General features: G+C 69.7%; 11 protein-coding genes. 8 read left to right on the top strand and 3 right to left on the bottom strand.

What is annotated here, in order from left to right; all coding sequences use genetic code 11:
* The first annotated feature begins 5 nt into the window (after positions 1 to 5).
* From ACXIZN_RS20170 to ACXIZN_RS20150, 5 genes are all read left to right on the top strand, one after another.
* Entirely contained in the window at positions 6 to 161 is a 156-nt protein-coding gene (locus tag ACXIZN_RS20170) for a hypothetical protein (protein ID WP_162182762.1), read from the top strand.
* 352 nt (positions 162 to 513) lie between these two features.
* Positions 514 to 996: a helix-turn-helix transcriptional regulator gene (locus ACXIZN_RS20165; protein WP_126734844.1), complete on the top strand. Its 483-nt coding sequence runs from the start codon at positions 514 to 516 to the stop codon at positions 994 to 996.
* A gap of 131 nt (positions 997 to 1,127) precedes the next feature.
* Positions 1,128 to 2,012: a lytic transglycosylase domain-containing protein gene (locus ACXIZN_RS20160; RefSeq protein WP_457956217.1), complete on the top strand. Its 885-nt coding sequence runs from the start codon at positions 1,128 to 1,130 to the stop codon at positions 2,010 to 2,012.
* A 408-nt stretch (positions 2,013 to 2,420) separates the two neighbouring features.
* Positions 2,421 to 2,792, top strand: a complete 372-nt coding sequence (locus ACXIZN_RS20155; RefSeq protein WP_457956216.1) for a hypothetical protein — start codon at positions 2,421 to 2,423, stop codon at positions 2,790 to 2,792.
* 23 nt (positions 2,793 to 2,815) lie between these two features.
* A complete protein-coding gene (locus ACXIZN_RS20150; RefSeq protein WP_034322453.1) occupies positions 2,816 to 3,169 on the top strand; it encodes a DUF3817 domain-containing protein in 354 nt (117 codons plus the stop codon).
* A gap of 333 nt (positions 3,170 to 3,502) precedes the next feature.
* Here ACXIZN_RS20150 and ACXIZN_RS20145 read toward each other — a convergent pair whose 3' ends face one another.
* Positions 3,503 to 4,924, bottom strand: coding sequence for an MFS transporter (locus tag ACXIZN_RS20145; protein ID WP_457956214.1), 1,422 nt, complete (start codon positions 4,922 to 4,924; stop codon positions 3,503 to 3,505).
* Positions 4,925 to 5,061: 137 nt separating this feature from the next.
* Here ACXIZN_RS20145 and ACXIZN_RS20140 point away from each other — a divergent pair, with 137 nt between their 5' ends.
* Complete coding sequence (locus ACXIZN_RS20140) at positions 5,062 to 5,631, top strand: TetR/AcrR family transcriptional regulator (protein ID WP_457956213.1); 570 nt, start codon at positions 5,062 to 5,064, stop codon at positions 5,629 to 5,631.
* A 120-nt stretch (positions 5,632 to 5,751) separates the two neighbouring features.
* Here the strand turns inward: ACXIZN_RS20140 and ACXIZN_RS20135 are convergent, their stop codons facing one another.
* Positions 5,752 to 7,326, bottom strand: a complete 1,575-nt coding sequence (locus ACXIZN_RS20135) for a solute symporter family protein (protein ID WP_457956212.1) — start codon at positions 7,324 to 7,326, stop codon at positions 5,752 to 5,754.
* Positions 7,323 to 7,745 carry a DUF485 domain-containing protein gene (locus ACXIZN_RS20130; RefSeq protein ID WP_457956211.1) on the bottom strand — a complete coding sequence of 141 codons (423 nt, stop codon included), beginning with the start codon at positions 7,743 to 7,745 and terminating at the stop codon, positions 7,323 to 7,325. Before ACXIZN_RS20130 ends, ACXIZN_RS20135 begins: the two co-directional genes overlap by 4 nt.
* Positions 7,746 to 8,723: 978 nt before the next feature.
* Between ACXIZN_RS20130 and ACXIZN_RS20125 the strand changes: the two genes are divergently transcribed.
* Both ACXIZN_RS20125 and ACXIZN_RS20120 read left to right on the top strand, forming a co-directional pair.
* On the top strand, positions 8,724 to 12,125 hold the full coding sequence (locus ACXIZN_RS20125; RefSeq protein WP_457960563.1) for a nitrate- and nitrite sensing domain-containing protein: 3,402 nt from the start codon (positions 8,724 to 8,726) through the stop codon (positions 12,123 to 12,125).
* On the top strand, positions 12,122 to 12,574 hold the full coding sequence (locus ACXIZN_RS20120; RefSeq protein WP_005166055.1) for a roadblock/LC7 domain-containing protein: 453 nt from the start codon (positions 12,122 to 12,124) through the stop codon (positions 12,572 to 12,574). The genes ACXIZN_RS20125 and ACXIZN_RS20120 overlap by 4 nt, the downstream gene beginning before the upstream one ends.
* The last annotated feature ends 4 nt before the right edge of the window (positions 12,575 to 12,578 follow it).

Here is a 12,578-nt window from a genome sequence, read left to right as displayed (position 1 = left end):
CCGGCTTGAAGAAATTCGTTGTGATCGCCGTCGTCGCGCTCGTGCTCTTCTTTCTGATCAGCAGGCCGACGCAATCAGCGGACGCCGTCCACACCGCGCTCGGCTGGCTCAGGTCCGGTGCCGAGGCCATCGTGACGTTCGTCCGGAGCCTCTTCTCCTGACCCTCGCCCGACGATCACCGGTGTCCCTGGTGGCGCCGGTGATCGCTGTGCGCGACCACCAGCCGTTATCACTCAGCGTCACTCATCTCGCATTTCGGTCGGACGACTCGACCATCCGGGTGGATTGACCCCGAAAACCCGCTGGTCGACGAATTCGTGCCCGGGAAGCTCTGGCGGAAGAGACCTCCGCGCCCCTACGGTGCTCACATTGCGTGATCGGTTGGTCCTCCAGGCGCCGGAGCCGGCCTCCTGGGCGAGGAGTTTCCGCAGGTGCAAGCCTCACGGGCAGCGGAACTTTCAGCCGGGCAAGTAAGTCAGGGCTTGTCAGTCGGGGAATCATGAGGAGGCAGGGATGACCGGAGATCCCGGAGTCGATGCGTTGATCCGGCAGTGGGCGGCCGAGCGTGAGCAGACCCCCGAAGAGCAGGAAGCCGATCGCATCGCGTCGGCGTGGCTGGCCGACGTGCCGAGGCAGGCCCCCGGGATCCCCGGCCAGCGCCAGCAGTCCGGCCAGGGCCGCTGGGCGCCGGTCGAGGCCGCCGATCCGGGCTACCTCGACGCGATGCGCCGCCGTCTCCCGGAGGTCCCGCAGGATCTGCTCGTCGCGGCCGCCGGCTGGTGGCAGATGGTCGGCGGGGTCGCCGAGGCCGAAGCCTGGTGGGACGCCGGGATCAGCCCGCTCGACCAGCGTGCGCTCGACTACCGCGCGGCCGGGCTCGCCCCGTCCGACCTGAGCCGCCGCCTCGGCCCGATGACCGTTCTGCAGCACCTCCGCCGCGGCAGCGCCCCGGCCTGGTGCGTGGCGCGGCTGGCGAGGCAGCAGAAGTCCGCCTGATGAGAACTTCTCGCACGCGCGGGTGAACCGGCGTGGCAAGGGCGATTCCGGCGACCGCGTAACGCTAACCTGCGCGGGCTCGTTGTTCGAGCATCGGTCGTGATCGCCGCCCACGCTGGAGGACCCGCTTCGTGCGCACCACCCCGGAAAACGACGAGCTCGTCGCCGACCCGGCCACGCCCGCTCCGCGCCGCCGCGGGGCGGGCGCCGCCGTACTCGGCAGGCTGGTGATCGTGCTGGCCGTGCTCGCCCTCGCCGCGGGCGGGATCTGGCTGGTGACCAAGGCCTCCGCCCCGGTCGCGAGCCCCACGACGATGGAGATCCCCGCGCTTCAGGTCAAGGCGGCGGACGTCGAACCCGGTTCGATCGCGCCGGTCAACGCCACCGTCGCGGGCGGCGCGACCCAGCAGACCGCGCCCCAGCAGGCACAGCCGAAACCGGGCAAGGACCCCCTGACCGCCTGGACCGAGCGGGCGGCGCAGGCCACCGGCATCCCGGCCAGGGCGCTGCTCGCCTACGGCAACGCCGAACTGGCGATGCGCCAGATGCAGCCGAACTGCAAGATCTCGTGGGCGACCCTGGCCGGTATCGGCCGGATCGAGTCGAACCACGGCCAGTACGGCGGCGCCGTCCTCGGCCAGGACGGGCGGCCGTCGAAGCCGATCATCGGCGTCCCGCTCGACGGATCGCCCGGCGTCAAGGCGATCGGCGACACCGACGGCGGCCAGTTCGACGGCGACGCGGCCGTCGACCGCGCGGTCGGCCCGATGCAGTTCATCCCCAGCACCTGGCGACGGTACGCCGCCGACGGCAACCGCGACGGCCTCGGCGACCCGCAGCAGATCGACGACGCGGCGCTGGCGGCGGCGCGCTACCTGTGCGTGAACAACCGGGACATGGCGGCCGCGTCGGGGTGGTGGCAGGGGATCCTGTCGTACAACAACTCGACCGAATACGCGCAGAAGGTCTTCGGGCTGGCGGACGACTACGCGAAGGCCGTCGCCACCCGCTCGTGAGACTGTTCTTCTGAGCCAAGTCGGTCCGTGATGGCCTGGGAGCTGCGGAGGTCATGTCGCGAAAGCCACTTTCGGGACATCAGAGGTCTCGAAAGTGGCTTTCGCGATTCGGGACATCAGAGGTCTCGAAAGTGGCTTTCGCGACATGATCGCCACAGCGGTACCGGGCGCGGCCACTTCGCCCCCCCGGCCAAGCCCAGCGCCGAGCAAGGACCCTGGCAGTACCTGAAGGACCCCTTCACCGCGCCAGGCGCAAGGAAGGGGTCCTTCAGGTACTGCCTCTCACGGACCGCGCCATATGCAGCAGGCGCCTGAGTCACTGACTCACGAGGTCGTGAGGCCGGGACCAAGGTCCCGAGCGTGCAGGTCGGCGAGGATTCGCCGCGCGCCCAGTGCTAGCGTCGATGTGTGTCCGCTTCGCCCGTCATCCTGCGCCGTCTCGGCATCGCCGGCGTCTGCCTGGTGAGCCTGGCGCTGTGCTGCGGCCTCGCGTGGTGGCAGTGGGAGCGGTTCTCCTCGGCCAGCGGGACGTTCCAGAACCTCGGCTATGTCCTGCAGTGGCCGTTGTTCGGGCTGTTCCCCGCGTTCATGTTCTGGCGGATCCGCAAGCTCCGCCGCCAAGCCGCCGAGGCCGAAACCCAGGAAACGGTGGCCGAGACCACCGTCCCCGAGGTTCCCGCGCCCCGGCAGCGGCGTGCCCCGGCGCCGCCGCCCCCCGAGGACGACGAGCTCGCCGCGTACAACCAGTACCTTCGCGAACTCAACGCCCGCGACAAGTAGTCCCCAGAGAGGTTCGAGACCCTATGACCACCCGAACTGACGACGCCGCCCCGGCCCGCCCGGTCTCGCTGGGCGGACCGCTGATCCGGTTCCGCGTCGCGGCGTACGCCACCGGTGTGGCCCTGCTCGGGCTGGTCGTCGAAATGCTGCTGCAGTACGTCTTCCGCGTGGAACTTCCCCAGTTCGTGAAGATGATCCCCATGGTCCACGGCGGGCTCTACCTGATCTACCTGCTGCTCGCGGTCGACCTCGCGATCAAGGCCCGCTGGTCGATGAAGGGCACGCTCCTCGTGCTGATCGCCGGCTGCATCCCGTTCTTCTCGTTCGTGATGGAGCGCAAGGTCACGCACAAGGTCCAGGCGGGTGTCAAGCTCTAGGCGGTGTCCTGTAAGTCTGTTCGATGGGCTTCGTGATCCAGGTGGTTCCTGGCGGTGCGGGCGGATCGGCCTCGTACCGGGTCGTACTNCTGATCGCCGGCTGCATCCCGTTCTTCTCGTTCGTGATGGAGCGCAAGGTCACGCACAAGGTCCAGGCGGGTGTCAAGCTCTAGGCGGTGTCCTGTAAGTCTGTTCGATGGGCTTCGTGATCCAGGTGGTTCCTGGCGGTGCGGGCGGATCGGCCTCGTACCGGGTCGTACTCGGCCGCGTCCGCCCGTGCCGTCAGGGGCCGCCTGGGCGCGAAGACCGCGAACACGACTTGCCGGACAGCGCCTAGGCCCGGCGCCGGAAGGTCAGGGCCACCAGGAACGACACAGCCGTCACGACGGCCGCGGCGGTGAAGGCCGCGGTCATCCCGGCGACCGTGGTCTCCGCCGGGTCTCCCGAAGGGGTCCGCGTCGCCGCGCCGAACACGGTGATCAGGATCGCCAGTCCCAGTGTCGCCCCGGCCTGCTGCAACGTCTGCAGCGCGCCGCCCGCGGCACCCGCGTCGTCGGTGGGCACCGTCGCCATGATGATCACGCTGAGCGGGGAGAACGCCAGCCCGGCGCCCACGCCCATCAGCAGCATCGGCCCGAGCAGATGCGAGAAGTAGCCGCTGTCCGTGGTGAGCGTGGTCAGCCAGACGACGCCGCCGGTCATCAGCGCGGTCCCGGTCAGCGCGAGTGGTTTCGGCCCGAACCGGGGGAGCAGCTTCGGGATCAGCCTGCTCAGCAGGAACATGCAGACCGCCATCGGCAGGAACGCGAAGCCGGTCCCCAGTGCGGCGAAACCCGCGATGTCCTGCAGGAACTGGGTCAGGAAGAAGAACATGCTCATCATCGCCATCGGCCCGAGGAAGAAGTTGACGTAGGCCGCGGCGCGGTCGCGTTCGGCGAACAGGCGCAGGGGGATCAGTGGTTCGCGCATCCTCGTCTCGATGACGAGGAACGCGGCCAGCAATGCCAGCCCGGCGGCGAGGCCGCCGAGGGTGATCGTGTCGCCCCAGCCGTGCGACGCGGCGTGGGTGAAGGCGAACACCAGCGAGCCGACGCCGAGGGTGCCGGTGAACGCGCCGGGGAGGTCCAGCCGGGCGCGCCGCCGGGGCGGATCGGCCACGTACCGGGAAGCGAGCAGGACGATCGCGAGCCCGAACGGGACGTTGATGTACAGCGCCGCGCGCCACGAGATCCATTCGGTGAGCAGGCCGCCGAGCAGCAGGCCGATGGCGAAACCGCTGCTGGACATCGCCGAGAACAACGCCAGCGCGCGCACTCGCGCCTTGGCTTCGGTGAACGTGCTGGTGATCAGCGCGAGCGTGCTCGGCCCGGCGAGCGCGGCGCCGACGCCCTGCGCGACCCGGGCCGCGATGAGCAGTTCCGCCGAACCGGCGAGGCCGCCGAGCAGGGAGGCGGCGGTGAACACGGCCGTGCCGGCGACGAACGTCCGGCGGCGGCCGAACAGGTCACCCGCCCGGCCGCCGAGGAGCAGCAAGCCGCCGAAGACCAGGCTGTACGCCGTCATCACCCATGAGAGGCCAGTGTCGGTGAAGCCGAGTTCGGACTGGATGCGGGGGAGCGCGACGTTCATCACCGTCGCGTCGACGATGAGCATGAGTTGGCAGGTCAGGATGATGGGGAGGACCAGCCGGTGCGGAGGTGGCGGGGCCCCGGCCGTTTCGGGCCTGGGCTCGGCACGCAGGGTTCGCTCGGTCAAGGAATACTCCGAAGACGTAACGAGATGAAGCGGAGAGACTCTCCACTTGAGGTCGTGAGCGATGATATGGAGACAGTCTCCGCTTACGCAAGTGAATTCGGAGAACGTCTCCGTTTTCGTCGCCCGAGGAGGTGCAGATGGTCACGGCCGATCCGGCCCGCCCCATGCGCGCGGACGCGCGGCGCAACTACGAGCGCATCGTGGCCGTGGCGAAAGAGGCGTTCACCGCCGACGGCGTGGACGTGCCCGCCGACGACATCGCCAAACGTGCCGGTGTCGGCGCGGGCACGTTGTACCGGCACTTCCCGACGCGTGACAAGCTGATCGAGGCCGTCTACCGCGACGAGATCGACGGGCTGGCGCAGCAGGCGTACGACCTGCTCGACGAATTGCCGCCGGGCGAGGCGCTCGAGACGTGGCTGGCCACGCACGTCATCTACGTGGTCGAGAAGCACGGGCTCGCGATGACGCTGAAGGCGTCCGTCGACGCGGGCTCCGAAGTCTTCGGCTGGTGCCAGGCACGGTTGCGGGCCGCGGCCGACACGATCGTGAAAGCGGCTCAGGACGAGGGCGTGCTCCGGCCCGACGTCGCGGGCGTCGACATCCTGCGGCTCGGCCACGGGCTGGGTTCGGCCGCGAGCAAGGCTTCGGAGGAGGACACGAAGCGGCTTCTCACGATCGTGCTGGACGGTCTCCGGGTGCCATGAACGGCCCGTTCATGGCGCGCGTCGGGAGGTGCCGCGCGTTGGCCGGCCGGCTGGATCGCAGCCCGCGCGCCAGCGCAACGGGCCCGGTCGTGAGACTCGCAGGTGGGCGCGCCCAGCGCGTCAGGAGCCGATCCCGGTGAGGGACCGCACCTCCATCTCCGCGTGCTTGTCCGGATCGGCCTTCGACCGGCCGACGAACGTGCCAACGAACCCGCACAGGAACGAGAACGGGATCGACACCAGGCCCGGGTTCTTCAGCGGGAACCAGTGGAAGTCGACGCTCTTGATGATCGAGTCCGCGGCACCGGACATCACCGGCGAGAAGAACACGAGCACCAGGCTGGCGATCAGCCCGCCGTAGATGCCCCACAGGGTGCCCGTGGTGTTGAAGCGTTTCCAGAACAGCGAGTACAGCAGCGTCGAGAGGTTCGCCGACGCCGCGACGGCGAACGCCAGCGCCACCAGGAACGCGATGTTCTGCCCGTTCGCCAGGATGCCGCCCACGATCGCGAGCGCCCCGACGGCGACCGCGGTGAGCCGCGCGACGCGGACCTCCGAGGCCGGTTCCGCCTTGCCACGTTTGAAGATGTTCGCGTACACGTCGTGCGCGAAGGACGCCGAAGCGGTGATCGTCAGCCCGGCGACGACGGCGAGGATGGTCGCGAACGCCACCGCCGAGACGATGCCGAGCAGGACGGTGCCGCCGATGTTCAGCGCGAGCAGCGGCGCCGCCGAGTTCTCCCCGCCGGGCGCGTTCTTGATCGCCTCGGGGCCGACCAGCGCGGCCGCGCCGAAGCCGATGACCAGGGTGCAGAGGTAGAAGATCGTCATGCACGCGGTCGCCCACACGACCGAGCGGCGCGCCTCGCGCGAATTCGGCACGGTGTAGAAGCGCATCAGCACGTGCGGGAGCGCGGCGGCGCCGAGGACCAGCGCCAGCGCCAGCGAGACGAAGTCGAGCTTCGTGACCTCGCTCTTGCCGTAGGAGCCGCCCGGCTCCAGCAGCTCGTCACCGAGCGGGCTGTTGTCAGCGGCGGCCGCGAGCAGGTTCGAGAAGCTGAAGCCGAACTTGCCGAACAGGAACACCGTGATCAGCGCACCGGTCAGCAGCAGGATCGTCGCCTTGATGATCTGCACCCACGTGGTGCCCTTCATCCCGCCGACCAGCACGTACAGCACCATGACGACGCCGACGACGCCGATCACCAGCGCCTGGCCGATTCCGCCGTGGATGTCCAGCAGCAGTGCCACCAGACCGCCGGCGCCCGCCATCTGCGCGAGCATGTAGAAGAAGGAGATCACGAGGGTCGACGTCGCCGCGGCGGCGCGGACCGGGCGCTGTTTCATCCGGAAGCTCAGCACGTCGCCCATGGTGAAGCGGCCGGTGTTGCGCAGCAGTTCCGCGATCAGCAGCAGGTCGACCATCCACGCGACGAGGAACCCGATCGAGTACAGGAAGCCGTCGTAGCCGTGGATCGCGATCGCCCCGGCGATACCGAGGAACGACGCCGCCGAGAGGAAGTCACCCGAAAGCGCGATGCCGTTCTGCCGTCCGGTGAAGGCGCTGCCCGCGGCGTAGTAGTCCGAAGTGGACGAGTTGCGCGTGCTGACGCGGTACACCACGAACAGGGTGATCGCGACGAAGAGCGCGAACACCGCGATGTTCAGCACCGGGTCGTTGTCGGGGATGCTCATCGCTCACCCGCCTCGACGGAGGCCCGCAGGGCTTCGACCTTGGGGTCGAGCCGCTTCTTCGCGAACTTCAGGTAGGCGATCGTGATCAGGATCGTGCTGGCGAACTGGCCGAGCCCGAGCAGCATGCCGACGTTGACCTCGCCCCACACCTTCCGGCTCATGAAGTCGTGCGCGTAGGCCGCCAGCAGCACGAACGTCATGTACCAGGTGAAGAACAGCAGGCTCATCGGGAACACGAACCGGCGGAAGGTCCTGCGCAGCGCGACGAACTCCTTGCCGTGCTGGATCCGGTCGAAGTCCGGGCCGGTGGCGCGCGGCGGCGGGGGAGCGGGCCGTCGCTCGCGGACGAACAGCGCGGGCATCTGCCCGGTGTCCTCCAGGGCGTTGCTGGCCGCGTAAGGACGCGCGACGTCGGGCATGGGTTCCTCCGGGGCTTGCATCCGTGGCGCGGTACGGGGAGCGCACATACTAACTACGGCTTCACCCGCTCTGAATAGGCGACCCCGGTTCCACGAAGGCGTGGGGAGGTATTCGGTTTTACCTTCCATTAGTGTTTCCGGAAAATCGTTTCGGCCGGAATGAACCGGCTTAATCACTCGTCATAGTGAGCGGAGTTGTCACGCGCGGTCGTCGCCCGAACGGCCCACTGCGGCAAACGACGGACGACGACCACGCTCTGTCCCTCGTTTTGGTGACAGATCGTAGTTTCGCTACCCGGGCGCGACGGGTTCCGATACCGTGCCCGCCATCCCGGACCGGGGAAGATCCCCCGCTTCACCGGGCGTCTCGAAAGAAATCACCATGTCGGGCGACATCGAACCGGCTCGGACGGCAAGGCCACAACATCGGGCACATATTTGGGCTTGACCCACCCGTTGGGGGCACTGAAAGTAGTTCGTCCGGGCGACGCGGCTACCGTACGTAGGCTGATCGGGTGATTAGGGACCCTGTGTATCCGCGCAACCCGTGACCGGAATTCCCTCGATTGTGAGCCGCGAGCGGTTTTCCGGCCCCGCGGATCGTTCGGACGCACGCTTTTCGCTGGTCAGCACCCGTGTACTGAACGGAATTGACGGCACCTGGATTGGTGTACGATTCTTTGGCCCGGCTGACCCGCAGTGATCGATTGGCAAAGATAAGTTGATCTCGACGACCATGCACTTCGCAGGTTGCGACCTGCACGTGCAGGTGCAAGAACTCCCGACGCGGACCGGTGTACCCAGGGGCACTCGGGACACCAGGATCGCCGGACGGGTTCCCCCACGTCGCGATCGATCACGCGGTCAGACCGGGGCCGAGTTCCCCGCAGGCTCCTACCTCGCGGGAACGGGCGCCTCAGACCGTGCCAGGACGCCGGACAGGGAGTCACCTACGTGACCGTTGCAGGAGAAGGCCAAGTGCCGGTCGGGGAGCTGCTGGGACGCACTCCCCGGCCATCTCGGTGGGCCACCGGCTGGCGCACGCTCGTGCGCTGGCGGGACTGGAGCCTGCCGGTGAAGCTGTCGGCCGTGACGCTGGTACCGATCCTCATCGCGCTCGCGCTGGGCATCGCCACCATCGCCGGCCAGGTCGGCCGGTCCGACGGCTACCAGCGGCTGGACCGCCTCGTCGCGCTGAGCGGGCACATCCGCACCCTCGCCGACGGCCTCGGCCGCGAACGCACCCAGTCCGCCGCGGGGCTGACCGCCGGCACCGTCGGCGGGACCCTGGAGCTCGCTTCGGCACGCGCCGACGTCGACACCGCCATCCCGCTCTACGGCGCCGCGGCGACCCGGGCCGTGGAGAACGAGCCGTCGCTCCGTCAGGCGCGTGAAGCGGCGGCCGCCCAGCTCGACCGGCTGCCCGACATCCGGCAGCGGGCCTCCTCCGGGCAGCTCGATCCCGTCCAGGCGATCGGCGAGTACACCGACGTCACCACCGCGCTGCTCGCCCTCGACACCGCGCTGGCGGCCGGTGCCGGACAGGACGTCCTCGGCGGCACTCCCACGGCGTTGCACGACCTCGCCATGATGAAGGAACAGCTGTCGCTGAGCCAGGCTCTGGTCTCCTTCGGCATCGCCCGGTCGAGCCTCGCGCCGAGCGAGCTCGACCAGGTGCGCACCGCCGAACTCCGGCTGGCCGACCGCCTCACCGATTTCCGCGCCGCCGCTTCGGAACAGCAGCGCCAGGAGTTCAGCGCCGCCGTCACCGACCAGGCGATGGAAAGCCGTGACAGGCTCGCGAAAACCGCCCTCGGAGAACAGGGAACCCCGTCCGCGCAGGCGTTCCGCTCGTTGTCCGCGCAGGGCTGGACCGACGCCTCGACCGCGGTGATCGGGAAGGTCGGCGAGGTCGCGAACAAATTCGGTGCCGAGACGAGCGCGGTGTCGGCCGAACTGGTCGACGACGCCAGCAGCGGCGCGGGCCTGCTCGCGGTCCTGCTGTTCGGCGCGATGGTGCTCGCCGTCGCCGTCGTCTTCCTCATCACGCGCCAGCTGCTGCGCTCGCTGAAAGTGTTGCGCGCCAGCGCACTCGACGTCGCCGAGAAGCAGCTGCCCGACGCGGTCCGCAATATCCAGGAGGGGCGTTCGCAGGGCACCGACGTGCGGCCGGTCCCGGTCGGCGGCGACGACGAGATCGGCGAGGTCGCCAGGGCCTTCGACAAGGTGCACCACCAGGCGCTGCGGCTGGCCACCGAGCAGGCCTCGATGCGGACCGGCTACAGCAACGTGTTCGTCAACCTCTCCCGCCGCAGCCAGAGCCTCGTGCAGCGGCAGCTTCAGCTGATCGAGCGGCTGGAGCGCGACGAAGAGGACGCCGACCAGCTCGCCACGCTGTTCCAGCTGGACCACCTCGCCACCCGCATGCGCCGCAACAACGAGAACCTGATGGTCCTCTCCGGCGCCGAGCCGGGCAGGCGTTCCGGGCAGCCGGTCTCCGCCACCGACGTGGTGCGCGCGGCGGTGTCCGAGATCGAGCAGTACCAGCGGGTCACCGTGCAGAACCCGCCGCCGGTGCGGCTGGTCGGGTACGCGGCCAACGATCTGATGCGCCTGATCGCCGAACTGCTGGACAACGCCACGGCCTTCTCCGCCCCGGAAACCCAGGTGACGGTCGCGACCAGGCTCGTCGAAGACGGCTCGTTCGGCATCGACATCCTCGACAAGGGCATCGGCATGAACGAGGCCGAGGTCGCCGAGGCCAACGCCCGGCTCACCGAGGCGCCCAACGTCGACCTCACCACCTCGCGCCGGATGGGCCTGTTCGTGGTGGGGCGGCTGGCCAGCAGGCACCGCATCGGTGTCTCGCTGCACGGCGGCAAGGACATCGTCGGCGTGCGCGCCACCGTCTCGGTCCCGGCGGACCTCGTGATGGCCCCGCCCGGGGGAGACCCCGGCCCCGCCACCGGGCCGATCACCCAGCGCCTCGCGCCACTGCCGCCACAGCAGCCGGGCGGCCTGCCCCGCCGCCAGCGGCCCGCGAACGGTTCGCGCCCGGCGATGCCGAGCGTGCCCTCGCAGGGCGGGGAGCGGTGGCCGACGGCGAACGACCTGGCAGGCCACGCCAAGCCCGGGATCAACGGGCACGGCCCCAAGGATTCGCGGCCGCCGTCCGATCTGGAGATCTCCGGAACGGCGCTGTTCAGCCCGATCCCCCAGGACGAGACGACACCGCCGCCCGCGCCGGAACCGCGCCGTCCCGAACCGGAACCCGCCGCCGAACCCGAGCCGGTCGCCGAGGAAGCGGAGAAGCCCGCCCCGGCGGAAGGTGATCTGCCCAGCGGCAAGGAACTGTTCGAAGCCAAGAACACCGGGACAACGCTGAGCGAATGGTGGAGCCAGGCGGCCACGCCGCCCGCCCCGCCGCCACCCACCGCAGCGCCCAAGTCGGAGACGACGCCGATCTTCGACGAGATGCTGTCGGCGTGGTTCCGTTCGCCCGCGCCCGCTCCGGAAAAGCCCGCGGAGAAACCCGCGGCCAAGAAGGAGAAGCCGGGGACGAAGGAGCCCGACGAGAAGGCGGACGAGCTCGCTCCGACCGCCGAGCAGGAGGCCCGCACCTGGGACTTCGCCAGCGACAAGGCCTTCCGCACGGTGCAGGAGGTCTCCCAGAACGCCCCGTCGACGTTCACCCAGGCCGGGTTGCCGCGTCGTCGCAAGGGCGAGCAGCTCCTGCCGGGCAGCGCGGCGTCGTCGGTCCCGGCCGCCGAGCCCGCCGCCAAATCGGAGCTGCCGGTCCGCGACCCGGCGAACGTGCGGGGCAGGCTGAGCAGCTTCCAGCAGGGTGTCAAGCGCGGACGCAAGGAGGCGGCGGACAAGGCCGCGCCGGCCGCCGCCGAGCCCGCCACCACCCAGCCGGACACGAAGCCCGAACAGCCGGCGGCCACCGAGCAGGCCGCGCCGTCGAAGGCACCCGAGCCCGCGAAGGCGCCGGAGACGGCCGAGCGTCCGGCGGCCCCGCCCGCCGCGCTGCCGAGCAGGAAACCGCAGGCAGCGAGCCCGGAACCGGAGCCGGTCGCCGCCACCGAGCGGACGGACGCCTGGAACTTCGGCTCCGACGAAGGCTGGAAAGCCGCCCAAGCGGTGTCCCAGTCCGTGCCCTCTCGGATGACTTCGGCAGGATTACCCAGGCGCCGTCGCGGGGAGCAGCTGCTCCCGGGCAGCGCGGGACCGCCCGCCGGGGCGGTCGCCCCCCGACCACAGCGAGACGCGCACGACGTGCGCGGTCGCCTGAGCAGTTTCCAGCAGGGCATCCAGCGCGGACGGCACCACACAGCCCAGGCGACCGAAGCCAACCACGAAACCCTGGAGGGTGAATGACCTCGCCGAACCCGGCCCAGCCCCAGCAGAACCAGTTCGGGTGGCTGGTGAACGACTTCGCCGAGCGCGTACCCGGAGTGGCGCACGCCGTGGTGGTGTCGGCGGACGGCCTCCTGCTCACCGCGTCCAGCAGGCTCCCGCTGGACCGCGCCGACCAGCTGGCCGCCGTCGCGTCCGGCCTGGTCAGCCTGACCCAGGGCGCCGCGCGGTGCTTCGAGGCGGGCGCGGTCAACGAGACCGTCGTCGAGATGGAACTCGGCATCATGGTGCTGATGTCCATCAGCGACGGTTCCTGCCTGGCCATCCTCGCCGCCCCGAACTGCGACATCGGGCAGGTCGCCTACGAGATGACGATGCTCGTCGATCGCGTCGGCCAGATCCTCACCCCGGAACTTCGCGCGCAATTGCAGGGCGCCGGTGGGTCGCTGATCGGCGAACCGGTGGGATGATGTC

It is taken from the genome of Amycolatopsis sp. TRM77291 (genome assembly GCF_054166285.1).
The sequence above is the reverse complement of the archived record's forward strand: the minus strand, read 5'-3'. Positions and strand labels throughout refer to the sequence as shown.

Bases quoted from the DNA above. Each gene is read 5' to 3' on its own strand.
- ACXIZN_RS20165 (WP_126734844.1), top strand. From the start codon at position 514: ATGACCGGAGATCCCGGAGTCGATGCGTTGATCCGGCAGTGGGCGGCC.
- ACXIZN_RS20150 (WP_034322453.1), top strand. From the start codon at position 2,816: ATGACCACCCGAACTGACGACGCCGCCCCGGCCCGCCCGGTCTCGCTG.
- ACXIZN_RS20140 (WP_457956213.1), top strand. From the start codon at position 5,062: ATGGTCACGGCCGATCCGGCCCGCCCCATGCGCGCGGACGCGCGGCGC.
- ACXIZN_RS20135 (WP_457956212.1), bottom strand. From the start codon at position 7,326: ATGAGCATCCCCGACAACGACCCGGTGCTGAACATCGCGGTGTTCGCG.
- ACXIZN_RS20130 (WP_457956211.1), bottom strand. From the start codon at position 7,745: ATGCCCGACGTCGCGCGTCCTTACGCGGCCAGCAACGCCCTGGAGGAC.
- ACXIZN_RS20120 (WP_005166055.1), top strand. From the start codon at position 12,122: ATGACCTCGCCGAACCCGGCCCAGCCCCAGCAGAACCAGTTCGGGTGG.